At 63.7% G+C, this 25000-nt stretch carries 27 protein-coding genes and 1 pseudogene; 21 read left to right on the plus strand and 7 right to left on the minus strand.

Annotated elements, in window-relative coordinates; all coding sequences use genetic code 11:
* Window positions 1–27 precede the first annotated feature (27 nt).
* The 6 genes and pseudogenes from BMY38_RS16250 to BMY38_RS16275 all read left to right on the plus strand — a co-directional run bounded on the left by BMY38_RS16250 (window position 28) and on the right by BMY38_RS16275 (window position 2845).
* A complete protein-coding gene (locus tag BMY38_RS16250; RefSeq protein ID WP_245737656.1) occupies window positions 28–645 on the plus strand; it encodes a methyltransferase family protein in 618 nt (205 codons plus the stop codon).
* Window positions 646–734: 89 nt separating this feature from the next.
* Window positions 735–925, plus strand: a pseudogene (locus BMY38_RS16255) (2Fe-2S iron-sulfur cluster-binding protein); the annotation flags it as partial.
* 23 nt (window positions 926–948) lie between these two features.
* Window positions 949–1302 carry a hypothetical protein gene (locus BMY38_RS16260; protein ID WP_092764833.1) on the plus strand — a complete coding sequence of 118 codons (354 nt, stop codon included), beginning with the start codon at window positions 949–951 and terminating at the stop codon, window positions 1300–1302.
* Window positions 1303–1404: 102 nt separating this feature from the next.
* On the plus strand, window positions 1405–1644 hold the full coding sequence (locus BMY38_RS16265) for a hypothetical protein (RefSeq protein ID WP_092764835.1): 240 nt from the start codon (window positions 1405–1407) through the stop codon (window positions 1642–1644).
* Window positions 1645–1817: 173 nt separating this feature from the next.
* The gene (locus BMY38_RS16270; protein WP_092764837.1) at window positions 1818–2297 is read left to right on the plus strand and encodes an HAD family hydrolase; all 480 of its coding nucleotides are present in this window, start codon (window positions 1818–1820) and stop codon (window positions 2295–2297) included.
* An 83-nt stretch (window positions 2298–2380) separates the two neighbouring features.
* Entirely contained in the window at window positions 2381–2845 is a 465-nt protein-coding gene (locus tag BMY38_RS16275) for an NUDIX hydrolase (protein WP_245737657.1), read from the plus strand.
* A 77-nt stretch (window positions 2846–2922) separates the two neighbouring features.
* On the opposite strand, the gene BMY38_RS18245 is transcribed toward BMY38_RS16275, so the two are convergent.
* Window positions 2923–3060, minus strand: a complete 138-nt coding sequence (locus BMY38_RS18245; RefSeq protein ID WP_175495925.1) for a hypothetical protein — start codon at window positions 3058–3060, stop codon at window positions 2923–2925.
* A 118-nt stretch (window positions 3061–3178) separates the two neighbouring features.
* A complete protein-coding gene (locus tag BMY38_RS16280) occupies window positions 3179–3997 on the minus strand; it encodes a protein-disulfide reductase DsbD domain-containing protein (protein ID WP_092764839.1) in 819 nt (272 codons plus the stop codon).
* A 74-nt stretch (window positions 3998–4071) separates the two neighbouring features.
* Here BMY38_RS16280 and BMY38_RS16285 point away from each other — a divergent pair, with 74 nt between their 5' ends.
* Entirely contained in the window at window positions 4072–4707 is a 636-nt protein-coding gene (locus BMY38_RS16285; protein WP_175495926.1) for a YqgE/AlgH family protein, read from the plus strand.
* A 2-nt stretch (window positions 4708–4709) separates the two neighbouring features.
* Here the strand turns inward: BMY38_RS16285 and BMY38_RS16290 are convergent, their stop codons facing one another.
* Entirely contained in the window at window positions 4710–5681 is a 972-nt protein-coding gene (locus BMY38_RS16290; protein ID WP_092764843.1) for an L-threonylcarbamoyladenylate synthase, read from the minus strand.
* A 74-nt stretch (window positions 5682–5755) separates the two neighbouring features.
* Between BMY38_RS16290 and BMY38_RS16295 the strand changes: the two genes are divergently transcribed.
* The 6 genes from BMY38_RS16295 (at window position 5756) to BMY38_RS16320 (ending at window position 11410) form a co-directional block, all read left to right on the plus strand.
* Window positions 5756–7438, plus strand: a complete 1683-nt coding sequence (locus BMY38_RS16295; RefSeq protein ID WP_092764845.1) for an acyl-CoA dehydrogenase — start codon at window positions 5756–5758, stop codon at window positions 7436–7438.
* A 9-nt stretch (window positions 7439–7447) separates the two neighbouring features.
* Window positions 7448–8500: an MBL fold metallo-hydrolase gene (locus BMY38_RS16300; RefSeq protein ID WP_092764847.1), complete on the plus strand. Its 1053-nt coding sequence runs from the start codon at window positions 7448–7450 to the stop codon at window positions 8498–8500.
* A gap of 46 nt (window positions 8501–8546) precedes the next feature.
* Window positions 8547–9044, plus strand: coding sequence for a hypothetical protein (locus tag BMY38_RS16305; RefSeq protein ID WP_092765034.1), 498 nt, complete (start codon window positions 8547–8549; stop codon window positions 9042–9044).
* A gap of 63 nt (window positions 9045–9107) precedes the next feature.
* Window positions 9108–9245, plus strand: a complete 138-nt coding sequence (locus BMY38_RS16310) for an aa3-type cytochrome c oxidase subunit IV (RefSeq protein ID WP_092764849.1) — start codon at window positions 9108–9110, stop codon at window positions 9243–9245.
* Window positions 9246–9250: 5 nt separating this feature from the next.
* The gene (locus tag BMY38_RS16315) at window positions 9251–9874 is read left to right on the plus strand and encodes a hypothetical protein (RefSeq protein ID WP_175495927.1); all 624 of its coding nucleotides are present in this window, start codon (window positions 9251–9253) and stop codon (window positions 9872–9874) included.
* Window positions 9875–9991: 117 nt separating this feature from the next.
* Window positions 9992–11410 (plus strand): MFS transporter, encoded by a 1419-nt coding sequence (locus tag BMY38_RS16320; RefSeq protein WP_092764851.1) that lies wholly within the window; start codon window positions 9992–9994, stop codon window positions 11408–11410.
* Between the two features lie 48 nt (window positions 11411–11458).
* Here BMY38_RS16320 and rpsU read toward each other — a convergent pair whose 3' ends face one another.
* Complete coding sequence (gene rpsU, locus BMY38_RS16325) at window positions 11459–11665, minus strand: 30S ribosomal protein S21 (RefSeq protein ID WP_092764853.1); 207 nt, start codon at window positions 11663–11665, stop codon at window positions 11459–11461.
* A gap of 120 nt (window positions 11666–11785) precedes the next feature.
* On the opposite strand from rpsU, the gene BMY38_RS16330 reads away from it, so the two are divergent.
* Window positions 11786–12472: a COQ9 family protein gene (locus BMY38_RS16330; RefSeq protein ID WP_092764855.1), complete on the plus strand. Its 687-nt coding sequence runs from the start codon at window positions 11786–11788 to the stop codon at window positions 12470–12472.
* A gap of 54 nt (window positions 12473–12526) precedes the next feature.
* The gene (bluB, locus tag BMY38_RS16335) at window positions 12527–13222 is read left to right on the plus strand and encodes a 5,6-dimethylbenzimidazole synthase (protein WP_092764857.1); all 696 of its coding nucleotides are present in this window, start codon (window positions 12527–12529) and stop codon (window positions 13220–13222) included.
* Between the two features lie 156 nt (window positions 13223–13378).
* On the opposite strand, the gene BMY38_RS16340 is transcribed toward bluB, so the two are convergent.
* Window positions 13379–15217, minus strand: coding sequence for a bactofilin family protein (locus tag BMY38_RS16340; protein ID WP_139204731.1), 1839 nt, complete (start codon window positions 15215–15217; stop codon window positions 13379–13381).
* Between the two features lie 218 nt (window positions 15218–15435).
* On the opposite strand from BMY38_RS16340, the gene BMY38_RS16345 reads away from it, so the two are divergent.
* Together BMY38_RS16345 and BMY38_RS16350 are read left to right on the plus strand one after the other, a co-directional pair.
* The gene (locus BMY38_RS16345) at window positions 15436–16422 is read left to right on the plus strand and encodes an NAD(P)H-quinone oxidoreductase (RefSeq protein WP_092764862.1); all 987 of its coding nucleotides are present in this window, start codon (window positions 15436–15438) and stop codon (window positions 16420–16422) included.
* A gap of 112 nt (window positions 16423–16534) precedes the next feature.
* Entirely contained in the window at window positions 16535–17677 is a 1143-nt protein-coding gene (locus BMY38_RS16350) for an alpha-hydroxy acid oxidase (RefSeq protein WP_092764865.1), read from the plus strand.
* Here the strand turns inward: BMY38_RS16350 and glpK are convergent.
* Window positions 17674–19158 (minus strand): glycerol kinase GlpK, encoded by a 1485-nt coding sequence (gene glpK, locus BMY38_RS16355; protein WP_092764867.1) that lies wholly within the window; start codon window positions 19156–19158, stop codon window positions 17674–17676. The genes BMY38_RS16350 and glpK overlap by 4 nt on opposite strands.
* Window positions 19159–19494: 336 nt before the next feature.
* On the opposite strand from glpK, the gene BMY38_RS16360 reads away from it, so the two are divergent.
* A complete protein-coding gene (locus BMY38_RS16360) occupies window positions 19495–19830 on the plus strand; it encodes a hypothetical protein (protein ID WP_092764870.1) in 336 nt (111 codons plus the stop codon).
* A gap of 84 nt (window positions 19831–19914) precedes the next feature.
* Here BMY38_RS16360 and BMY38_RS16365 read toward each other — a convergent pair whose 3' ends face one another.
* Window positions 19915–20616: an arylesterase gene (locus tag BMY38_RS16365; RefSeq protein ID WP_092764872.1), complete on the minus strand. Its 702-nt coding sequence runs from the start codon at window positions 20614–20616 to the stop codon at window positions 19915–19917.
* Between BMY38_RS16365 and BMY38_RS16370 the strand changes: the two genes are divergently transcribed.
* The 3 genes from BMY38_RS16370 to BMY38_RS16380 all read left to right on the plus strand — a co-directional run bounded on the left by BMY38_RS16370 (window position 20615) and on the right by BMY38_RS16380 (window position 24996).
* The gene (locus BMY38_RS16370; protein WP_092764874.1) at window positions 20615–21304 is read left to right on the plus strand and encodes an ABC transporter ATP-binding protein; all 690 of its coding nucleotides are present in this window, start codon (window positions 20615–20617) and stop codon (window positions 21302–21304) included. The two genes, BMY38_RS16365 and BMY38_RS16370, sit on opposite strands and share 2 nt — an antisense overlap.
* Window positions 21301–23823: an ABC transporter permease gene (locus tag BMY38_RS16375; RefSeq protein WP_092764876.1), complete on the plus strand. Its 2523-nt coding sequence runs from the start codon at window positions 21301–21303 to the stop codon at window positions 23821–23823. Before BMY38_RS16370 ends, BMY38_RS16375 begins: the two co-directional genes overlap by 4 nt.
* 222 nt (window positions 23824–24045) lie before the next feature.
* Complete coding sequence (locus tag BMY38_RS16380; protein ID WP_092765036.1) at window positions 24046–24996, plus strand: ABC transporter permease; 951 nt, start codon at window positions 24046–24048, stop codon at window positions 24994–24996.
* Window positions 24997–25000: the final 4 nt, after the last annotated feature.

Here is a 25000-nt window from a genome sequence, read left to right on the forward strand (position 1 = left end):
GCATCTATCCTGTGAATGGACCCTACAGTGACCGAAACTTACAGCCAGCCCGCCAACCAAAAACGCCGCATTGCAACGCTTCGGATTTCGATGGCGCTGTGCCTTCCGGCGATCCTGTTCACACGTTCGGCCGATGTCCTGCCTGAATTGGCAATGGAGCTTATCGAATCCACCGGCATCTTGCTGATCATTGCAGGGGTGCTGGGCCGGTTCTGGTCGATCCTGTATATCGGTGGGCACAAGAACGCCTCGATCATTCAGGACGGGCCGTATTCGATTTGCCGGCACCCGCTCTATCTGTTTTCGACGATAGCTGCGGCAGGCTTCGGCATGATGCTGGGCAGCCTTGTCCTGATGACGGTATTGACCGGTGCGGTGCTGATTATCCTGTCGGACATTGCCGCCAAGGAGGAACGGTTTCTGCGCGACAGGTTTGGCCTTGCCTATGACGCCTATGCCGCCAAGGTTCCGCGCATCCTTCCGCGCGGGCGCGGGTTTTCAACGCCGAAACAGGTGACATTCGATGTTCATGTCCTGCGCCGAAATCTTTCCGACGCGCTTGTGTTCCTCAGCCTGATCCCGCTGGGAGAGTTGATGTCATATTTCAAGGAAGAACCCCTCTGGCCGATGATCCCGATCTACTGACTCAGGATCAGTCCCATGGCCGATCTGAACCGGCTGGTTCACCGTCGCGACCTGCCGTAAGCACTATTCCGGCTTGAACCGGAGACCAGGCCACGCAGGTCGCGCAATGCGGCTACTGCCAGTCCGGCCAGATCATGCAGGCCGCGGCCCTACTGGCTCTGAACCGGCCCCAACGGATGACGAGATCGACGCGGCCATGTCCGACAATCTCTGCCGCTGCGCCACCTATTCCCGTATCCGCGCCGCCATTCGCCGCGTCCTCCAGGGCGAGGGCACATAGATGGGTCGCGCCATTCCGGGGGCGTGGCCTTCGGGGTCCATGCCTATCGCAAGCCGGTCGAAAACCCGATTCTGGCAGACCTGCCCCCCGGTGCATCGTCTCTGAATCCCTTCGTGCTGATCGACGCGACGGGCATCACGCTGATCACACCGCGCGCCGACGTCGGGCAGGGCGCGGTCTCGATCCAGACCCATCTTCTGGCCGAGGAACTGGACGTCGACCCAAGACCGTTCGCACCGGTTTCGGGCCGGTGTCGGGGGCCTACTACAACTCCAGAGTCGCGGCCGAAAGCATTCCGCTGGCCGCATGGGACAAAGGATTTGCGGCGCGTAGCGGACGGGTGGCCGGGGCCGTCGCCACCAAGTTCCTGGGCCTGAACATTCCCCGCGGGTCGACGACAGTGCCGGATTCCCACGACAGGCTGCGGGCCGCCGGTGCCTCGGCCCGCGAAACGCTGAAACAGGCTGCCGCCGACCGGCTTGGTCTGGGCCGCGCCCCGAAATCCGTTCGGCTGGCGCTGGCCGGGCAAACCGTTCCTGCGGACGGACATGGTGGCGAACTCCACCGGCACCTTCCGGTATGGCGGCGATCTGGTGCAGGACCGGATGATCCATGCGACCGTCGTGACCATCCCGGCGATGGGCGACGGCGTGCTGTCCGTCGATGATCGGCAGGATGGCCGTGACGCCGCCCATTCCGTGGCCGAGAGCCAGATCTGACGCACGGGCCTTCCCGCCATCGGACACGACGTTGCCATCGTCGCTACCGCCTGGGACGCGCCCTCTGTGCTCCCGGATCGGCGGGTAACGGGCTACCGCGTCCCGGCAGGTGTCAGTATTTAATCCTGGCGGTCGGTCGGCGCATCGCACAACGGCTTTTTCATCGAACCTTCATGGACGAACCGATCCAGGAGGCCGGGGTGGACCCGATCGCCGAACACCTCCGCCTGATCCATCACGAGCTGTCGCGCAGGGTCGTCGAAGCGGTCGCCGAGATGACGTCCTGGGACGGGGCAACGCCCGCGCCGGGGGTCGGACGCGGCATGGCATTTACCTTCGCCTTCGGGGTGCCCTGCGCCCGGATCATCGAGGTTTCAGACACGCCCTACGGCATCCGCCTCGACAAATTATGGCTGGCCTCCAATGTCGGTTGCAAGCCGGACCCTGCACCGCTGCTTCGGGTCATTTCCGATCTGGATACCGATCCCGGCAACACGGTTTGTGTCGGCGACTCGGTGACCGATTGGCAGACGGCCCTTGCGGCAGGTGTCGCCTATGCCCATCTTGCCGGAGGGTATCAGCGCACGCCGATCCCCGGCCTCGCACCCTGGCTTAATCTTGCCGATCTGCGGGACCTGAAAAGCGCCTTTTGACGGCTGCTGAAATCCGGCATTTGCATGCGAATCACCTGTATGGCATGATCGGAACCGGCGCGTTGCGCCCAAGGAGCCAATCGGTGAAGAAGCCCAGAGAGCAGATAGCGGCCCTCCCGCTGCGATGGAAAGACGATGAAACGGTTGAAGTCCTGATGATCACGTCCCGTGATACGGGTCGATGGATCGTGCCGAAGGGATGGACCATGAAGGACGTCAAACCTTGGGCCGCCGCCGCGATCGAGGCCCTGGAGGAGGCCGGGGCCGAAGGGCACATAGCGCGCGAGGTATTCGGCACCTACGGATACGACAAGATCCTGGATGACGGGACAGCGCTGCCATGCCGCGTGCGCGTCTACCCGATGATCGTCGATAATCTGAAAACCGACTGGAAGGAAAAGGGCGAGCGCACCCGCAAATGGTTTCCGCTGTCCGAAGCCGTCAAGCTGGTGGATGAGCCGGAACTGGCGGACATGCTGGCCCGTCTGACGGTCAAGCCCAAGAAGGTTCCGGTCGCCGGACCCATGCTGCGCCGGGCCGCATCCTGAACTTCACCTGGCGCGAGACAGTATAAATGTCGCGTAGGACCGGTTGAGCTGATTGGTAAGGTCGTCGCCTGCCTGACCTAGCGCGGGCGGCGCTTATCGGTGCGAACCGGAATCGGAACAGCCTCCGGTTGAGGGACGAGCCCGTCGAGAAGGTCCGAAAGACGGTCAGTCACCGCATCGATCAGTTTTCCGAAGCTACCTTGTTTCACAGCCATCGTAGTCTCCCTTCTCATACATTAGATGGAGCGGTCGCGGCCCCGCTTCAAGTCGGGCCCGGCCGATTTGCGGAAATTCGCCGCCCGTGCCGGTGACATTCCTGCCGGTTGCCATGCCTCAGCCTGTGCAGCCCATCACCTCGACCGCGCCCCGGTCGCCGATGACGGTGATCAGGATGTCGCTGCGGTCGACCGACAATTCGCCCTCGCCCATGACCAGCATCTCCGCGACCCCCGTGATCCGGTCGCCCTGTCGTACGGTATCCGCATCCGTGACCCAGATCGTCGGGTCAGGCACCTCGAATACGACCGTCTCGGAGGTGCCCTGACGCGGCACGTCGATCTGGCCGGTCACGGACATTCCGTCCTCGATGGGCCGCAACTGACACCGCGCGGCGGCGCGGAGGCGGCGGGGCCGGTCGGCCAGCGCCGCCTCGATTCTTCTGTCGACGCTGGACAACGGCTCCAGCACGGCGGCGACCGACAGTCGGGCGGGCAGGCAGATATCCGCGCAGACCCCGACGTCCAGAACGCCATTCAGCCGGATCGGCCCGGCATCACGGGGCGCGATCAGCAACGGCAGGATGAAGTCACGGTCAAAGCCGATCGAAAGACTGCCACCCTGACGGAACACCTGCGGCGTAGGCCACATCGGCGTGACCGAATGCATGTTATCCGACCCGCGCCAGTTCATCTGAGGCGAGATACCCGCCGCACCGGCGGCGCGCCAATACGTCTTCCATCCCGGTTTCAGCGTGATCCGGAGACCCGCAACATGCACACCGTCGGCGCGCCGCCAGCCGGGCAGAACTTCGAGCTCCATGACCTGGGATACATCGGTGATCTGCGCGGTGGCGGGCCGGGGGATACCCGCTCCGAACGCCAGCAAAGCGGCGGTCAGGGCAGCAAAAGCGAAACGCGGGTAAATTCTGGCCATGCGCCCATCTATGCCCGAAGCGACGCCGGGGGGAAATCACGGCTTTGCCAGTGCGGATCTCCGGGATGCGCGGGATGCAATCAATTCGATACTCAGCATCGTTGATTGAAATCGCGAATGATCGTATCCGTCCCCGCATGCTGATCCAAAATCTGCCCGGATGTCTGACCGGCACCTTGCTGGTTGCCTCTCCCGCCCTCACCGAAGCCGGGTTCCGTCGATCCGTGGTCTTTCTGTTCGCACATTCCCCGGACGGGGCGATGGGGCTGATCGTGAACCGCGCGCTTCGGACGGGTTCGGCACTTCGACACCTGCGGGACAGTGGCGTTGCGGGTGAATCAACCGACCCGCGCCCCCTGCATATCGGTGGCCCGCTGGACCGGGCGCGATGCCTGCTGCTTCATTCCGATGACTACCACGCCGTCGAAAATACGGTGCGAACGCCTGTCGGTCTGGGTGTGACCGCGTCGGATGATGCCCTGCATGCGGTGGCCAACGGGCGCGGCCCGGAAAATTGGCTTCTGGCGCGGGGTCATGCCGCCTGGGCACCCGGCCAGCTGGAACAGGAACTGAACGAGGGGGCCTGGCTGACGGCCCCGGCCCTGGACTGGACGATTTTTCGGTGTGACGACAACCTGAAATGGCCCGCCGCCCTGCGCGGCCTTGGCATCGCGCCCGAAGGGTTGTCGGCCCAGATGGGCCGCGCCTGAAATTACCGTGGCGATGCGGCGCGGCGCAGCCGGTCGTTGATCGCGCGGCCCAGCCCCGCCTCCGGCACCGGGGCAATGTCGATCCACAACGCCTCTTGCGCACGCGCCAGCCTATCGGCCCGGTGCAGCATATCGAACAGGTTTGCCGCCGCCTCGACAACATCGCCCTCCGCCGACAGGGTCAGGTCGCCCGCGACGGCCCCGAACCCGATCAGCACGGCGTCCGGCGTCGGCTCCGTCACGTCCAGATGAACGGGCCGCGCCGGGGCATAGTGCGACGACAACTGCCCCGGCGCCTGCACCTTGCCCGGCGTGGTATCGCGCGACAGCGGCTGCCCCACCGCCGCCTCGATGGCTTCGGCGGACAGCCCACCCTCGCGCAACAAGGCCAATGGCGCAGTCCTCAGGATCGTCGACTCCAAACCGACCGCGCAGGCCCCGCCATCCAGAACGCCGTCGATCAGATCGCCAAGACCGTCCCGCACATGCTCCGCCCGCGTCGGTGACACACGCCCGGACGGATTGGCCGAGGGCGCGGCCACCGGACGTCCGACCGCCACCAGCAAACGACGCGCAAGCGGTGCGGACGGCACACGGATCGCCACGCTCTCCAGCCCGGCGGTCACTAATGGCGACAGACCATGGCCTTCGCGCAGCGGCAGAACCAGCGACAGCGGACCGGGCCAGAACCGCGCCGCCAGATCGCGGGCAAGATCGTCGAATACCGCCAGACGTTCCGCTGCCGCCAGATCGACCACATGCACGATCAGCGGGTTGAACACGGGCCGCCCCTTGGCCGCAAAGATACGCGCGACCGCCTGCCCGTTGGTGGCGTCGGCACCCAGTCCATAGACCGTCTCGGTCGGAAAGGCCAAAAGCCCCCCGTCCCGCAGGATCTGTGCCGCCAAAGGCACCTGATCCGGTGTCAGGCGACCCTGCTTTTGAGTGTGACGTTGTGTTTTGGTTGATGCCATGCGCGGGCGCACCCTAGGTTGCAGCTAAGTCAGTGCCCTATACTGCCCTTTTTTCCCGAGTGGGAGGTTTCTGAATGCCCTATCGCGCCCCTGTCTCCGAGTTGAAGTTCGTCCTCGACAAGGTAGTCGGTTTCGACCGCGTCGCCGCCACAGACAGGTTTGCCGAGGCGACGCCCGAAACCGTCGACGCGATCCTGACCGAAGCGGGCCGTATGTGCGAAGAGGTCCTGGCCCCCCTGAACCCCGCCGGTGACCTGCATCCCGCGCATCTGGAAAACGGCGTCGTCCGCACGTCGCCCGGTTTTGCCGAAGGCTTCGCCGCGATTGCCGAAGGCGGTTGGCTGGGCATGTCCGCCGACCCGGACTACGGCGGCATGGGCCTGCCCATCGCGCTGACCATGGCGGTGAACGAGATGATGGGGTCGGCCTGCCTGTCGTTGCAACTGAACCCGTTGATGACCCAGGGCCAGATCGAGGCTCTGGAGGCCCATGCCTCGCCCGAAATTCAGGCCCTGTATATTCCCAAGCTGATCTCCGGCGAATGGTGCGGCACGATGAACCTGACCGAACCGCAGGCCGGGTCGGATGTCGGCGCGCTGCGCTCCAGGGCGGAACCCAACGGCGACGGCACCTATGCCGTAACGGGCCAGAAGATCTACATCAGCTGGGGCGACAACGATTTTTCCGGTAACATCTGCCACCTCGTTCTGGCGCGGCTGCCCGATGGGGCCGAGGGAACCAAGGGCATCAGCCTGTTCATGGTGCCCAAGCGCATCCCCGATGCAGACGGCAATCCGGGCGTGGCCAACGCGCTGAATGTCGTCTCGCTGGAGCATAAGCTTGGCCTGCACGGCAGCCCGACTGCCGTGATGCAATACGACGGCGCCACCGGCTGGCTGGTGGGCGAGCCGCACAAGGGCATGGCCGCGATGTTCACGATGATGAACAATGCTCGTCTGGGTGTCGGCGTCCAGGGCCTGTCGATCGCCGAGGCAGCCATGCAGCACGCCGTCGGTTATGCGCTGGAACGCCGTCAGGGCCGCACGCCTGACGGCCCAGAAGATAATGGCGGCACGATCCTGCAACACGCCGACGTGCGCCGCATGGTTCTTTCGATGAAGGCCGATACGTTTGCGGCGCGCGCGCTGGCGCTGGATTGCGCCGTTGCGCTGGATATGGCCAAGGCGACCGGCGATGCCGACTGGCAAGTCCGTGGCGCATTCCTGACGCCCATCGCCAAATCCTTCGGCACCGATACCGGCATCAAGGTCGCGGGCGACGGCATTCAGGTGCATGGCGGAATGGGCTTCATCGAGGAAACCGGTGCCGCGCAATACCTGCGCGATGTACGCGTTACCGCGATCTACGAAGGCACCAACGGCATTCAGGCGATGGATCTGGTCGGTCGCAAGCTGATGGACGGGGGGGCCGCCGCGTTTGCTGTTCTGGACCGGATCGAGACGACGAAGAACGATGCCCTGCGCGACGCTGTCTCCGACCTGCGCAAGCTGACCGAATGGATGGTCGGGCAGGACATGCAGGACCGCTTCGCCGGATCGGTATCCTATCTGAACGCCTTCGCCCGTGTTCTGGGGGTCCATTATCACCTGAAGGCTGCCGAATCCGACGACGCCCGTGCGCCGCTGGCCCGGTTCGCTGCCGGTCGCATGCTGCCCGAAGCGCTGGCCGAAATGGCCAAGGCCCGCACCGGTGCCGGAGAGCTTTATGCGGTGTCCAACGAGGTGATCGCAGCCTAGAGCGATACCATGAATGATCTGACCCTGCCCGACGGCTATGCCGGACTGAACTTCCCGTGGGACACGCCCCCTTCGGAAGGCGAAGTGATTGAAGTCGCCGATGGCGTCCTCTGGGCACGGCTGCCGCTGCCGATGGCGCTGGATCACGTCAACGTCTTCTTCCTGCGCGAACCCGATGGCTGGGCGATGGTCGACACCGGCTTCGACACCCGACGCACCCGTGCCATCCTGCAAACCCTGCGCGACGGGCCGCTGAGCGGCGATCCGATCACCCGCCTGCTGGTCACGCACCACCATCCCGACCATGTCGGACTGGCCGGATTTCTGCAATCGCAGGGTGCTGAGCTTCTGATGACGCGCACGGCATGGTTGATGGCGCGGATGCTGACACTGGACGATCAACCCCTGCCGACGCCCGAAACGCTGGACTTCTGCCGCAAATGGGGGATGGACACCGATGTTCTGGCCAGGCGTGCAACGGAACGCCCCTTCAATTTCGCCGACATCGTCGCGCCCCTGCCCGTCGGCTATACACGGATCGCAGACGGCGACACGCTGTCCTTCGGCGGCCGGCGCTGGCATGTGGCGCGTGGCGACGGCCATGCGGCGGAACACGCCGTGCTCTATGAAATCGGCGGCGACCTCGTGCTGGGCGGCGATCAGCTTCTGCCCGGCATCTCGCCGAACCTCGGCCTTTATCCGTCCGAGAACAACGCCGATCCGATTGGCGACTGGCTGACGGCCTGCGACCGCCTGACCCTTTTGGCGCGCGACGGCCACCTTGTCCTGCCGGGTCACAAGACGCCGTATCACGGTCTGCCGACCCGGATGGCTTCGCTCCGGCAGAACCATATTGCCGCGCTGAACCGTCTGCATGCGCATCTGGCAACACCGCGCGTAGGAGGCGAATGCTTCGCTCCCCTGTTCAAGCGCAAGGTCGAAGGCGATATCTATGGCCTCGCCTTTTTCGAGACGATCGCCCATTTGCAACACCTCTACCTGACGGGTCGCGCCACCCGCACCACCCGCGACGACGGGGTCTGGCTCTGGCAGGCTGCCTGATGACGGATGAGTTGCGCCGCCTTGGCCCATTGGCCAAGGTGTGTATATGACTGACCCCAAGACCACGGTCGAAGCCATGGAATCTGACGCCTTGCAGCGCTGCGCCGAGTTGCGGGCCGATGGCATTAACCATGCTGTGCCGGTGCCCGCCAACTTGAAGAACAGTCCAGGCAAAAGCCCGGCAGAATGGGCCTACCAGCGTATCATACTGTATATGAAGGCTTTCGAGGAGGCCCTGAACGACGCGGAGGTTATGGCCATGGGCTTCACGGGCGGCCCGTCCGGTATTCTGCGGATACAGGGTGTAGGGTTTCATGCCCCCGATCTGGTGACATTTTCGGGTGTGAACGAGGCAGGAGAAATGATGCAGGCGATTCAGCACATCAGTCAACTGAATGTGATGTTGCGCGCCATGCCCCGTCCTGTCGATCAGCCCACGCCCGAAAGGATCGGTTTTCAACTGGCGCGCGCGTTGGAACAAGCGGAAGAACAGACAGATGAAATAGGGGATGCCGCGCAAGCTGACGCACCCGCGACATCGTGACAGGGGCTACCACATCGGCTAAACGACTGCGCAACAGAACAATCTTGGGACAAGGAAAAACGCATGACCGAGGAACATAAACCCGGAAGCATGGACATTACCGAACAGGAAAAAACCTTCGCAGGCTTCATGACCACGGTAAAATGGACCGTGATCGCGATTATCGCCCTGCTTGTCTTCCTCGCGATCTTCCGGACGTAATCGCTATGATACGTATTTTTGCACTGCTCCTGCTGTTTCCGATCCTGTCCGCTTGCGGCGCTGATAACGTCTACGCTCCGATGACAGAAGTGAACAACCGCGCCTACAAAGCGTCCGGCCCGACCACGCTGACGCTGATGACGGCCATCAACAATCGCAGCGGGGCAGGCGGTCATTCCGCCCTGCTGATTTCCGGCAGTCAGCGGGTGATCTTCGATCCCGCCGGAACCTGGCGTCACCCGAACGCTCCCGAACGGGGTGACGTGCTGTTCGGCATCACGCCGACGATGCTGGATTTCTATATCGATTATCACGCCCGACCGACCTATCGGATGGTCCTGCAAGAGATCGTCATACCGCCAGAAATGGCGGAACGCGCGTTGCAGCTGGTTCAGGCCGTCGGCCCCTCCAACAAGGCCACATGCGGGCAGGCGGTGACGGGCGTATTGCAGGAACTTGGCTTCACCCAGATCAAACGGCGCTGGTTTCCCGACCGGATCATGCGCGATTTCGCCACCATTCCGGGGGTGACGGAACGGGTCGTAACCGACGATACAATCGATCCGTATTCGCCTGAGAAAAAGGGCGTGCGCGCGATCACCGACGACGGGATCATCCTCGAGGGATGACGGTTTGCCCTGACTGATTGCAAAGACAGGTTCGGCCCCGTAATGCGGGGCCGATTTGCATTGGGGCAAACGCCCGGCACCTGACAGATCACGCGAAATCTGCCAGTCTTCCACCCGATGACCAACGCCCTTCCCCTTCCCTGCACTCCCGTTCCCGCGGTCGCTGCTGCCCCGCAGGGCGCGCGTGGCACCTTGATCGCGGCCACCGTCGCCTCCAGTCTGGCCTTCGTTCTGGGCTCCATCGTGAACGTCGCGCTGCCACAGATGCAGGCCGATTTCGGCACCGGGCCGTCGGGGGCGCAGTGGATCGTCAACGCCTACCTTTTGCCACTGGGCGCATTGGTGCTGATGGGCGGTGCGCTGGGCGATCATTTCGGGCGCAAGCGTGTGTTCCAAACGGGTTTGGGGGTCTTCGCCGCGTCCTGCCTGCTGGCGGCGGGCGCATGGTCCTTCCCGGTCCTGCTGATCGCCCGCGTACTGGAGGGTCTGGGCGCGGCGATGATTGCCCCCACGTCGCTGGCAATTCTGGCCGAGGCGTTTTCCGGCTCCGACCGCGGGCGCGCGGTCGGCACATGGGCCGGGGCCGGGGCGGCAGCGGGCGCAGTGGCCCCGGTTGCCGGCGGCTGGATCGTGGACGTCGCGGGCTGGCGCTGGGCCTTCATCGCCGTCCTGCCGTTTGCGGCGTCGGCCTACGTCATCGCCAGACACAGCATCCGCGAAAGCATCGCTGATGTGAACGCACGCGCGCCACTCGACTGGCTGGGCGCGGCACTTGTTTCGGTTGGATTGCTGGCCGCCGTCTGGGGACTGATCGCTCTGCCAGACACAGGCACCAGCGGCACGACGATCCCGGCCCTGATCCTGGGCGCGGCGCTGCTGACCGGATTCGTGGTGGTCGAGGGACGCAAGGGCGATGCCGCCATGATCCCCCTGGTCCTGTTCCGCGATTCCGGGTTCTCCGGTCTGACGTTGTTCACGTTCTTTCTCTATGCCGCACTGGGCGGCCTGATGCTTCTGCTGCCCTACACGCTGATCTCCGGTCTGGGCTACGCTGCGTCCGCCGCCGGGCTGGCGATCCTGCCGATGCCGCTGATTATCGGGGCGATGTCGCGGTTTTCAGGCGGCGCGCTGGTCGACCGCTTCGGCACCAGCAATCTGCTGGCAGGCGGCGCGGCCTTGGTGACAGTGGGCTTTCTGCTGCTCGCGCAATTGCCTGCGGATGCGACATATCTGCCGGACATCCTGCCCGGATTGCTGTCTTTGTCGGTCGGCATGGCGCTGGCCGTCGCGCCCCTGACATCGGCGGTGCTCTCGTCTGCGGGTGCCGCGCGGTCCGGCACGGCCTCGGGCGTGAACAACGCCGTCAGCCGTATCGGCGGTCTGGTCGCCACCGCGCTTCTGGGTCTGGTGCTGTCGGGCGATCTGCTGGCCGGATTCGCCGTCGCGGCCTGGGCCGGGGCCGCGTTGGCCGGGCTGTCGGTCGCCGTCGCGCTGCGCCTGCCGGACGGGGGAAATGAAAAACCCCCGGACACCTGAACGGCCTCCGGGGGGTCAATTCTCAAACTCTGGCAATCACAGGACGACTTACATCATCCCTTCGCGCTGGAGCTTCTTGCGAGCGAGCTTACGGGCACGACGAATGGCCTCGGCCTTCTGGCGTGCTTTCTTCTCGGAGGGCTTCTCGAAATGTTGCTTGAGCTTCATTTCACGAAAGACACCCTCACGCTGCAACTTCTTCTTCAGGGCACGAAGCGCCTGATCGACGTTGTTATCGCGAACGCTGACCTGCATGTGGTTTTCACCACCTTTCTAGGTTTGAGTGGGTCGGATAAATCCGTGCAGGAAGTGGCCATATAGGCGCGGGCCCCTATCTTGTCCAGTGAGTCGCAGCAAACCCAACCGGAGGCCGCCATGCCCAATCTCAAGGACCGCCTGATCGACGCCGCCCTGCCCCACGTCGCCTTCGACGGCTGGTCGGCGGCCACGTTCCGCAATGCCATCCGCGATGCCAAAGTCACGCCGGCACAGGGCCGCGCCGCCTTCCCGCGCGGCTCCGTCGATCTCGCCATGGCCTTCCACCGACGCGGCGACGACCAGATGATCGCCAGACTCCGCGCTCAGGACCTGACCGAAATGCGGTTCCGCGACCGCGTGGCCCACGCCGTCCGCACCCGTCTCCAAATCGCCGAACAACACCGCGAGGCCGTGCGCCGCGGCATGACCCTGTTCGCCCTGCCGATCCACGCCGCCGACGGATTGCGCGCGGTCTGGGGCACGGCGGACGCCATCTGGGACGTTCTGGGCGACAAGAGCACCGACGTGAACTGGTACACCAAACGCGCGACCCTCTCGGGCGTCTATTCCGCCACCGTCCTCTATTGGCTGGGCGACCAATCCGACGGCTACCGCGAGACATGGGGGTTCCTGGACCGCCGCATCGACGATGTGATGCAAATCGAAAAAGCCAAGGGACAGGTCCGCAAATCGCCCCTGCTCTCGCGCCTGATGGCCGGGCCGAACCTGATTCTCGACCGCATCAAGGCCCCGGCCCGCCCCCCGCGCGGCGACATGCCGGGCATGTGGCGCGACCCGTCCTGACGCCTCCGCCCGACACACATTGCTCCTTTGCGGCAGACCCCCTAACCCTGCACCATGTCGGACACATCAAACCCCACAAGCCCTGCCGGACCCTTTTCGCAGGCCGAGCGCGACGCCGTCTATCGCGCCATCGAAACCCGCCGCGATGTCCGCAGCCAGTTTCTGCCCGACCCCATCGACCCCGACACCCTGAACAGACTGCTCCGCGCCGCCCACCACGCCCCCTCGGTCGGCCTGATGCAGCCGTGGAACTTCCTCCTCGTCCGCGACCCGGCGATCAAATCGCAAGTCGCCGCCGCCTTCACCCGCGCCAATACCGAGGCCGCCGCGCTGTTCCCCGAAAACCGGCGCGCCCTCTATTCCTCCCTCAAACTGGCCGGCATCGAACAGGCCCCCCTCAACCTGCTGATCACCTGCGACCGCACCCGCGGCGGCAAAGTCGGGCTGGGCCGCACCCACGCCCCCGACATGGACCTGTATTCGACCGTCTGCGCCGTCCAGAACCTCTGGCTCGCCGCCCGCGCCGAGGGCATCGGTGTCGGCTGGGTCAGCATCCTCCGCGACACCGACCTGCGCACGATCTTCGCCCTGCCCGACCACATCGTCCCGGTCGCCTACCTCTGCCTCGGCTATGTCGTGGAGTTATACGACGAACCGGAGTTGCAGGCGAAAGGCTGGGCAAAGCGGTTGCCACTGGAAGAGTTGGTGTTCGTGGATCGGTGGGGGGCGACGGGTGACGTGAATGCTTGAAGGTCGGCTTCGAGCCCGAAGCTGCAAATTTTTTGAGGCGGCAGGTATCATCAATCACCGGTCCGAGGGCACCTTTTCAGGCAGCCACCAACTGGCCTGCGACTTCGCTCGAACTTAAGGTTGGCGAAATTCCGAGTCTTTGACGGGTTTCTGTGTCTAGCTCGCCAAAAGCGTCAGCGCGCCAACCAAGAAAGTGGCAAGTCCAAAGCCGATTAACTTCTGGAAATGGAACCAGCTTTCTACCAACCAGCTCCCGTGGTCGATAGCTTTGTGCTTCTCGCTGAACTCGACTAGCGGCAAAGCGGTTTCGAGCGAGTACCAGAATTTCAGATGGAGCGGCCTGAGAAGCTCCGCGCTGCTGAACAAAGCAATCATGAAGCCAATGACGACGAGCGTGAAATACCAGTACACAGCGAAGAACGGGTAGACGCCATAGCCAACGACCCAACGCGATGAAGCGCGGGCTAGGGCGACCATAAAAAATTCGCTGTCTTGTGACAGATCGCGATGGCGGAACTTAGCATAGCGAATAGCTTTAGCCTTGCTCACTTGGCCGTTCTCACCCAGCACATCGGCTAGCTGCTCGTAAGGCTGTGGATCATAGCGATCGTCGCCCAGTCTGATGCCTACGAGCCAGTTCACAAGCCCCGCGGCGGTTTCGTCGCTCAGCGTATTGGCTACTCCGCCGAGCAGTCCCGCGAGGCGATCGTATGTGAAGCCGGAGAGGTCGGCTGAGATCCAACCGCCTTCCTTGTTCCGCCAAGAGGAAGTCCGAGACTGTAATACCACGACCGCGGTGTTGCGCAGATTAAGCCGCGCATTGACGCTCCAGATCGGATCATCAGTGTGATAGCGCCCTTCGCTGACCATGTTGGGCTGAAAAAGTACAATCTCATTAGCCGAACTTGCGGAAAAATCGAAATCGCCGTCGAACTTGCTTCCGGCCAGCAGCAGTGCTCCGGAGATGGATGCGCGAGAGATGTTCACCCTTTGAAAAGACGAGCCGCCTCGGAGAAATAGGTCGCGACCGACCGAAAGTCCTTCCGCGATGAACGAGCCCTCGAAGGTGGAGCCCATGGCATCCACCTGACCACCCACCTGAGCCCCATGAAGGGACACATCTTTGCTGGCTACAACCCCACTTAGCCCAATGCCACCTCCGACCGAAAGGTTGTCAGCACGGAGTGAGCCCTCGAAGTTCGAGCCGTTCGCGATCACCGAATTCCCCACATGCGCACCGCTAAGATCGACGTCTTGAAATGACAGAACTTCTGTAAGATCTAAAGTGCCACCAACCGAAAGGCGTACCGCTCGGAACAACCCCTCGAAGGTCGAACCGCTAGCATTTAACGAACCCCCTACTTTCGCGCTGTTTATGTCAACATCTCGAAAAGAAGCGCCGCCAAGATAAAGGTCGCCGCCGACCGAAAGCCCTTGCGCTGAGAAACCGTATTGGAAGGCTGTGAAAGAAGAGGATGAAGGTCCAAAGGACGAGCCTATGAAACTCAAATCGCGATCAAAGTTAGCTCTAGTAAATGTGGCACCGCGGGGCATGTGGCTTTGTATCAGCGCAAATGATGGGGAGACTTTGACGTTATCCAGCTCGAGCGGTCCCCCCAACTTGGCGCACTGGATGAGCACCTGGGGCTTGGCAAGAGCCTCTACCCAGTGGGCGCGGGTAAGAATGAGGCGCAGGAATTCGGGACTGAGTACCCGGTGCTTAGGCACCTCCCCCTCAATCTCCGCAGGATTACAAGGCAGTTTATCAAAGCCGTCGGGCCCAGCCAACGCCATGCTTGCGATGCGGCCTCGACAGACTTGTTCCCATGCCCATTTCTCACCCTCAGTCCAACCTCCTGCAGGGCCGGGTTGGACTAAGTCGATTGGGCAAGCGTCGTCCCCAGGCATTGAGAAGGCACGCTCGAGAGTTTGTGCAATAGAGGGTGGAGCAAGAGTTACCGTTGTCAAAAGCAAACTCGCAATGAAAGTACGCATCGGTCTTTTTCTTTCTTCCCGTTACCCCTCATTAGAGGGTTGGCACGGGTGCGCGCTCATGCATAGGGAAGAATAGTGCAGGCCTTGGTGTTGCGGCCGTAAGCCAGCCTTGGTGCAATAGCCGCCCAGTCCCGCAGAGCCGCCATATATCCCCACCCCCTACCCAACCCCCGCCCCCACCTGCTACCCCTGCCGCAACCCGAGCAGGAGCCACGCCGATGACCCTCCCCACCACCATGCGCGCCGTCGAGATCACCGCTCCCGGTGGCCCCGACGTCCTCCAGATCACCACCCGCCCGGTGCCGACCCCCGGCCCCGGCGACATCCTGATCGCCGTTGACCATGCAGGTGTGAACCGGCCCGATGCCCTGCAACGCGCCGGGGCCTATGACCCGCCGAAAGGTGCCAGCGACCTGCCCGGTCTGGAATGTTCCGGCACCGTCGTCGCCACCGGTCCGAACGTCAGCCGCTGGCACGCGGGCGACAAGGTCTGCGCCCTGTTGCCCGGAGGCGGATACGCCGAATATGTCACCACCCCCGCAGACCACGCGCTGCGCATCCCCGAGGGGATGAGCATGGCGCAGGCCGCCGCCCTGCCCGAGACCTATTTCACCGTCTGGACCAATGTCTTCGACCGGGGCGGCCTGCACGGCGGCGAGCGCTTCCTCGTCCACGGCGGCACGTCGGGCATCGGCACGACCGCGATCCAGCTGGCCCGCAGCTTCGGCGCGCGGGTCTTCTCCACCGCCGGAAGCGATGAAAAGGTCGCCGTCTGCGCCGACCTCGGGGCCGAGGCCATCAACTACAAGGACGTCGATTTCGTCGATGTCCTGCGCGAGGCGGGCGGCGCGAACCTGATCCTCGACATGGTCGGCGGCGATTACATCAACCGCAACATCAGGGCGCTGGCCGATGACGGACGGCTGGTGCAGATCGCCTTCCTGACCGGCCCCAGGGCCGAGGTAAACTTCGCCCAGATCATGGTCCGCCGCCTGACCGTCACCGGCTCCACCCTGCGCCCGCAATCCAGCCTGGCCAAGGCCCGCATCGCCGACAGTCTGCGCGACAAGGTCTGGCCCCTGCTGGATGCCGGAAGCGTCGCGCCGGTGATGGACCAGACCTTCGATCTGGCGGACGCCGCCAAGGCCCACGCAAGGATGGAAGCCGGCGATCATATCGGCAAGATCACCCTCAAGGTGCGCTGAACGTCCCCCGGAACGTCCGACGTGGATCACCCGCGGATCACCCACCGTTTCGACAGCCCATTTCGCATCCGCCCACTGGCATCGCCGCCCGCTCCGTGGCAGGAACACAGGCATGGATCTAGACGTCACCCACCCCGCCCTCTCCGACCTGCGAACCCGCGCCAGACGCCGCATGCCGCATTTCGCCTTCGAGTACCTCGACAGCGGCACAGGCCGTGAAATGGGCCTGCGCCAGAACCGACAAGCCTTTGATAAGGTGAAATTCCGGCCTGCCATCCTGCAAGGCGAAATTGCTCCGGACCTGCAGTGCACCACGCTGGGTCATAGCCACTCCGCCCCCTTCGGCATCGCGCCCGTCGGGTTGGCCGGAGTCCTTTGGCCCGACGCCGAACGCCACATGGCCGAAGCCGCCTGCCGCCTCCGCATCCCTTACGGCCAGAGCACCGTCGCCGCAGCTTCCCCCGAAGACACAGGCCCCATCATAGGCGACCTCGGATGGTTCCAGCACTACCCCGTCAACGACCCCGAAATTCGCCGCGACATGCTGGCTCGCATCAAGGCGTCCGGCTGGCGCGTGTTGACCGTCACCGTCGACGTTCCGGGCGAAAGCCGTCGCGAACGCCAACGCCGTGCTCATGTATCGATGCCGCCGGTAATGACGCCCCGGATCGTCGCATCAATCATGGCATGCCCTGCATGGGCCTTGGGAATGGCGCGCAAGGGCAAGCCTGAAATGGTCTTCCCCGGCAGTTACACCAAAGGCGAAAAGGGGGCCGACAGTTTCACCCACGCGGGCCGACTCATCCGCGCCTTCCCCGACTGGTCGTATATCGAGGCAATCCGCGCCGAATGGGATGGGCCGCTGGTCGTCAAGGGTGTTCAGGACCCGGACGATGCGGCGCGCCTGATCGACATGGGGGTCGACGCGATCTGGGTGTCGAACCACTCGGGCCGCCAGTTCGAAGGTGGCCCCGCCGCACTGGATGCCTTGCCTCCGGTGGTTGAGCGGGTCGCAGGACGGGTGCCGGTTTATTATTGTTCAGGTGTTGAAAACGGACTGGATATCCTCCGCGCGATCGCCTTGGGCGCAGATTTCGTGTTTCTGGGCAAGGCCTGGTATTTTGCGCTCGCCGCTTTCGGGCCCCGTGGCATCGACCATCTGCACCATATCCTGACGGCAGACATGGTGGCGAACATGACGCAGATCGGAGCGCGGTCGCTCGCCGATCTGAAGGGTCGGCTGGTGACAGGCTAACGCGTCAAGGTGCGGGCGACGGCATCCTGCCAGCCCGCATATTTTTCGGCGCGGTCGGCTTCGTCCATCTTCGCCTCGAACCGTTCGTCCAGCGCCCAGGTCTCGGCGAAGCCAGCCTGATCCGGATAGACGCCCGCGCGCATCCCAGCCAGCCATGCAGCCCCCAGCGCAGTCGTTTCCAATACTTTCGGACGGTCGACCGGCGCGCCCAGGATGTCGGACAGGAATTGCATCGACCAGTCCGACGCGCTCATCCCGCCATCGACCCGCAATACGGTATTACCCAGGTCGCCGCCGACGGTGGCGTAATCCGCTTTCATCGCCTCCAGCAGATCGCGGGTCTGATACCCCACGGATTCGAGCGCGGCACGGGCGAATTCCGCAGGACCGGACCCGCGCGTCAGGCCGAAGATCGCGCCGCGGGCGTCCGGGTCCCAATGCGGGGCGCCAAGACCGGTGAAGGCAGGCACAAGATACAACCGCTGTTGCGGATCGGCCTTGTCGGCAAGCGGTTGTGTGTCTGACGCCTGCCCGATGATGCCCAATCCGTCGCGCAGCCATTGTACGACCGCGCCCGCCACGAAGATCGAACCTTCCAGGGCATAAGTCGGTTTGCCATCCAGTTGATAGGCAATCGTTCCCAGCAGGCGGTTGGTCGAGGTCACCGCAGTTTGACCCGTATTCAGAAGGGCAAAACAGCCCGTGCCATAAGTTGATTTCAGCATTCCCTTGTCGAAACAGGCCTGCCCGACAGTCGCCGCCTGCTGATCGCCCGCGACACCCAGAACCGGGATCGTGGGACCCAGCAGATCGGTTGTGCCGAAGTCGGCGGCGCAATCCTTGACCTCGGGCAGCATGTCCATGGGAATATCCAGAAGTTTGCAGATTTCGGCGTCCCAGCGACCTTCGTGGATATTGTAGAGCATGGTGCGCGCCGCGTTGGTCGCGTCGGTAACATGCGCACGGCCCTCGGTCAGCTTCCAGATCAGATAACTGTCGACGGTACCGAACAGCAGTTTGCCTGCCGCGGCCTTCGCGCGTGCGCCCTCCACATTCTCCAGGATCCAACGCAACTTCGTACCCGAGAAGTACGGGTCCATCAGCAGGCCGGTGCGCGCCGTCACCATCGGCTCGTGGTCTTTCATGTCACGGCAAAAGGCGGCAGTGCGGCGATCCTGCCAGACGATGGCGCGATAGACCGCCTCGCCGGTATCGCGATCCCAGACAACGGTCGTCTCGCGTTGGTTGGTGATCCCGATGGCCGCGATGCTGTCCGCATCGATATCGGCTTTGGCCACGACATCGCGACAGGTCTCGACCACCGTTCGCCATAGATCGGAGACGTCGTGCTCGACCCATCCGCTGTCTGGGAAATGTTGTGGGAATTCCTGTTGAGCGGTCGCGGTAATTTTCATCTGTGCATCGAAAAGTATGGCCCGACTCGATGTTGTGCCTTGGTCGATGGCAAGAATGTGGGTCATGTCGCGGCCTCCCTCTTTGCCAGTTGTTTGGCCGAGGTGGCGACGCGGAGCAAGGCAATCACCGCAGGTGGCACCTCCCGCCCTGTCAGATCGTTACCAAAATCCGGAAATTCTCACAGACCGGAGAGCCAGAAACCCCGTTTCGTGAACCCGGTGCGCAAAGACAATATGATTGTGCACATATGCACCATTACCAGCAAATTATCACGCTTCTGTTCATTGAAAATGAGCATGGCACCCCGCATTTTACCCTCACCAGCAGGGCAGTATCGCCCTTCATCACCACCAGGGCCCGCCGCAATTCACAGGGTCCGCACCATGAATAGGACATTCGTCATGAAAACCGTTTTCGCCTCCGCCCTGATCGCCGTCGCTGCGCTTGCTGTTCCGGCGACCGCAGAAGTTGCTTCCGGCTCAGCCGCCGCCGTCGCGCATTTCAATCAGGATTACGACAGCCAGGACAATCGCCGCACCCTGCGCAATGTCGACAACTCCACGTTTGTCTCGACCCGTTCGGGCAACCTCGATGTGGTCTATGGTAAGTTCAACGCCGACTATGACGGTCAGGATAACGTTCGCGGCCAGAACGGCGTGACCGTGATTTCGAACCAGCCGTCATACGGTGCCGGTATCTTCGCCGATATCCAACGCGCCAACGCGGAAGACGAATAATCCAGAGACCGGGCGTGTCTCTCCTCCCAGGTCGCCCGGTCTGGATTGAACCGCCCCCGTCAGAAATTACTGACGGGGGCGTTTTCAATTCTGCGCTGTCGCCTGCGCCGCAAGTTCCACGACGCGCGGTCCGAATGCCGCAACGATCAGGCCCACGCCTTCACGATTCGGATGAATCCCGTCGGCCTGCAGATACCGTTTCCGCGCCGTCGCAAGATCGACTTCGGCAACGAGGGGCGACAGGAAGCTCCGCTCCAGCAAAACGCCGTATTTCCTGGCCAGGTCAGGATACATCGCATTGAAATCAGATTGATAATCCGGGCCGTAATTTCCCGGTGCCTCCAATCCGATCAGCAGTACTGGCAGATTGGCGTCACCGGCAATTCGGCTCAGGATGGCGTCAAGATTTTTGCGAGAAGACGCGACCGGCAATCCGCGCAACAGATCGTTGCCGCCCAGCGCCACGATCATCGCGTCCGTATCGTCCGACAGTGACCAGTCCAGCCGCGCCAGGCCGCCCGCCGTGGTATCGCCCGATACGCCTGCGTTCACGATTTCGACATCCGCGCCCGCGTCATCCAGCCACGCTTGCAGTTGCGGCACGAAACCCTGACCGTCCGGAAGGCCGTATCCAGCGGTCAGACTGTCGCCCAGAGCCACCACCTGAACCGGCTGGGCCATCGCGGATGTGCCTAAAATCAAGGCAGCGAATGAAAACTGAACCGACTTGTTCATCCGGGTGAATACCCCATATGCCAAGGCACCCAACCGAAGGAGTTTCCCCATGGTCCTGTCACTGCGCGACGTCTCGCTGTCGCTGCAAGGTAACGCCGGTATGGTGGATATCCTGCACAGCATCTCGCTTGAGGTCGCACGCGGTGACACGCTGGGGCTGGTGGGTCCGTCGGGGTCGGGCAAGTCGTCTCTCCTGATGCTGATGGGCGGGCTGGAAAAGGCCACCGGCGGCGAGGTCATGGCACTTGGCAATGACCTGACCGAAATGGACGAAGACCAGCTGGCCCGCTTTCGCCGGTCACATATGGGGGTGGTTTTCCAATCCTTCCACCTGATCCCGACGATGACGGCGCTGGAAAACGTCGCCACGCCGCTGGAACTGGCCGGGGTGGTGGATGCGTTCGACCGTGCGCAGGCCGAATTGCAGGCCGTGGGCCTAGGCCATCGCACCGATCACTATCCCGCGCAATTGTCGGGTGGCGAGCAACAGCGCGTCGCACTGGCCCGTGCCGCCGCACCACGTCCCGATATTCTGTTGGCAGACGAACCGACGGGCAATCTGGATCAGGCGACGGGAGAGGCGATCATGGATCTGCTGTTCGGCCTGCGCGACCGGTATGGTGCCACGCTGGTTCTGGTGACGCATTCGACGGAACTGGCAGCGCGGTGCGACCGCACGATCCGGCTGGTCGATGGACGTCTTGATACAGAAACCGTGAACGCAAAGGCCGCAGAATGAACTGGCTGCGACAGGCCGCGACTATTGCACGGCGGGAATTGCGCGGCGGGCTATCGGGGTTTCGCGTCTTTCTGGCCTGCCTGGCGCTTGGCGTCGCGGCCATTGCCGCCGTCGGGTCTGTCCGGGTGTCAATTACCGACGGGCTGGCGCGCGAAGGCAGCGTCATCCTGGGTGGCGATGCAGAGTTGCAGTTCCACTATCGCCGCGCCAGCGACGAAGAACGTGCCGTTCTGGAGGGTCTGGGATCGGTGTCCGAAATCCTCGATTTCCGATCGATGGCCGCGACGGGCGACGGGCCCGATGCCGACCGCGCACTGACGCAGGTCAAGGCGGTGGATGACCTGTATCCGCTGGTCGGTCGGGTTGAGTTGTCCCCCGACATACCTTTGTCCGATGCGTTGGCCGACAACGGCATTGTGGCCCATCCGGTGCTGATGGATCGGTTGGGCATGGCTATCGGCGACGCGCTTTACCTTGGCACCAAGCGTTTCACCCTGCGCGCCGCGCTGACCCGCGAACCGGATGCTGGCGGTGCGGGCTTTGGCCTCGGGCCGCGCACCCTCGTGTCGCTGGCGGCATTAGACGGGTCCGGTCTGGTCTCCGAAGGCAGCCTGTTCGAAGCGCAATATCGCATCGACATGGGCGACGTGTCGGACGAGGTGCTGGATGCGACCGAAGTTCAGGTTGGAACCGCTTTCGCCGATGCAGGCGCGCGCTGGCGCGACAGGCGCAATGCCGCGCCGCAGGTGGAACGCTTCGTCGACCGCATCGGCAGCTTTCTGGTGCTGGTCGGGCTGGCCGGGCTGGCCGTCGGCGGCGTCGGTGTATCGGCGGCTGTCCGCAGCTACCTGGAGCGCAAGACCGGCGTGATCGCAACGCTCAAGACGCTGGGTGCCGAAGGGCGCGTGATCTTTGCGGCCTACATGATGCAGATCGGCGTACTGGCCGTGCTCGGCATCGCCATCGGTCTGGCACTTGGCGCCGCGATTCCCCTGGCCATCGGCCCGCTGATCAAGGCGCAGCTGCCGGTCCCGGTGGCCCTGGGCGTGCATCTTGGTCCGTTGCTGGAAGCGGCTCTCTATGGTGCGCTGACGGCTCTGGTCTTCACGCTCTGGCCGCTGGCCCGAACCGAACAGGTGCGCGCGGCGTCGCTGTTCCGCGATGTGTCCGGCGCGGTCCGCATCTGGCCGCGCAAACGGTATATCGCCGCTTTGACGCTGGCCGTAGTGGTGTTGATCGCGTCGTCGGCCATCCTGTCGGGCATTCCGACGCTGGCGCTTTATTCCGCGGGCGGAATTATCGTCGCATTGGCCCTGCTGATCGGCGCGGCCTGGGGGGTTCGGCGGCTGTCACGGGCCCTGGCCGGAACGCGCGCGGTGCGCGGGCATCCGGCGCTGCGCCTCGCACTCGGCTCCGTCGGCGGACCGGGGGGCGAGGCGACGGCAGTCGTTCTCTCGCTGGGCCTTGGCCTGACGGTTCTGGCCGCAGTCGGTCAGATCGACGCCAATATGCGCGCCGCCATCGACCGCGACCTGCCGGAAATCGCGCCGAGTTATTTCTTCGTGGACATCCAGCCGGACCAACTGCCCGTCTTTCTGGATCGGGTCGAGAACGATCCTGCCGTCAGCCGCGTCGATACCGCGCCGATGCTGGGCGGCGTTGTGCGGTCGATCGCCGGGAAACCTGCGTCCGAAATCGACCATTGGGTCACGCGTGGCGACCGTCGTATCAGTTTTGCGGACACCCCCGGTGAGGGCACCCGCGTTGTCGAGGGAGAGTTCTGGCCCGAGGGTTACACCGGTCCTCCGCAGATCAGCTTCGCCCGCGAAGAAGCGCAGGAGTTGGGCATCAAGCTGGGTGACGAGATCGTCATGAACGTGCTGGGCCGCGACATTACCGGCACAGTCACCAACTTCCGCGAGGTCGATTTCTCCTCGGGCGGGATTGGCTTTGTCATTATCTTCAATACGGCTGCCTTGCAGGGCGCGCCGCATACCTGGCTGTCGACCGTCTATGCCGAAGAAAGCGCCGAAGCTGCGATCCTGCGCGACGTGGCGGGCGACGCGCCCAATATCACGGCCATCCGTGTGCGTGACGCCATCGCCCTGGTGACCGAAGTCCTGGGTGCGCTGGCCGCGGCGACAAGCTGGGGCGCGGGGGCGACCCTGCTGACCGGCTTCATCGTCCTGATCGGTGCGGCAGCGGCGGGCGAGCGCAGCCGCACCTTCGAGGCCTCGGTCCTCAAGACGCTGGGCGCGACCCGCGCGACGATCCTGACCAGTTTCGCCATCCGGTCCGCTTTGCTGGGGGCAGCGGCGGGGACCGTCGCGATTATCGGCGGTGCGCTGGCCGGCTGGGGCATCCTGACTTTCGTGATGGAAGCGCCTTTTACCTTCGAATGGCGCTCGGCCCTGGCTATCGTGCTGGGCGGGTCCTTGGCCACGCTGCTGGCGGGGCTGGCGTTTGCCTGGCGGCCCTTGGCGGCGCGGCCGGCCGGCGTGCTTCGGGCGCAGGACTGACCGACGCACAATTATCGTGCAAATGCGCGATGGCCGATCTCGGTTGACGGGCACCCCAATTGCGGCGCCTCTCTGATCTGGACGGGGTGTGACGATATGGCATGGCCGCCGAGCAAATCGGCGTCGACGCGGCCAAGGCTTCGGCCTTCCGCTGGATTATGACACTGCCTAACCACCATGACGCTCTTTCCAGCGCCTGCCCGCACGTCTAGCGTCGCGGCGATGATGCACATGATCCTGCTCCGGCTGCTGTCCATGACCCTCTCGCTTCTGGTGGCGAGCGTGGTGATCTTCGTCATGCTGCAGGCCGTGCCGGGTGACCCCGCGGCCTTCATGCTGGGTCTGAATGCCCAGCCGGATACGGTTGCAGCCCTGCGCACGGAACTGGGGTTGGAAGGCGGGCTGATCCAGCGCTACGTCGCTTGGGTCGGCGGCATGGTGACCGGCGATTTCGGCACGTCCTATACATATCGCGTCCCGGTCGCCGGACTTGTGGCAGATCGGATCGTCGTGTCGGGACCGCTGGCGGCCTATGCCTTGATCTTGACCCTGATTATCGCAATTCCTGCGGGCGTGCTGGCCGCCGCACGCCGGAACCGGGTCTCCGACTGGGGCATCATGGGGTTCACCCAACTGGGCATCGCGGTTCCGAACTTCTGGTTCGCCATGCTGTTGGTGGCTTTTTTCGCGGTCTACCTGGGATGGTTCTCGGCAGGTGGCTTTCCAGGCTGGTCGACACCTGTGCAGGCGATCAAAGCGCTGACCCTGCCCGCCATCGCGCTGGCCCTGCCGCAAGCGTCGATCCTGGCCCGCGTATTGCGCGGCGCACTGATTGACACGCTGGATCAGGACTATATCCGTACCGCCCGCGCCAAGGGCCTGTCGCGGCGGGCCACTGTTATCCGCCATGCCCTGCGCAACGCCGCGATTCCGGTGCTGACGATCCTCGGCCTGCAATTCAGCTTCCTGCTGGCGGGCGCGATTATCATCGAGAATGTGTTCTTCCTGCCCGGTCTCGGGCGGCTGATCTTCCAGGGCATCACACAACGCGATCTCATCGTCGTGCAATCGGTGACAATGCTGCTGGTCTTCGCCGTCATCGCCGTCACATTCGCGGTCGAGATCGCATACACTCTTGCCGATCCGCGTCTGCGCCGCCGGTCCGCAACATGACGGC

The organism is Jannaschia helgolandensis (assembly GCF_900109285.1).
In the GTDB taxonomy this organism is placed as follows: domain Bacteria; phylum Pseudomonadota; class Alphaproteobacteria; order Rhodobacterales; family Rhodobacteraceae; genus Jannaschia; species Jannaschia helgolandensis.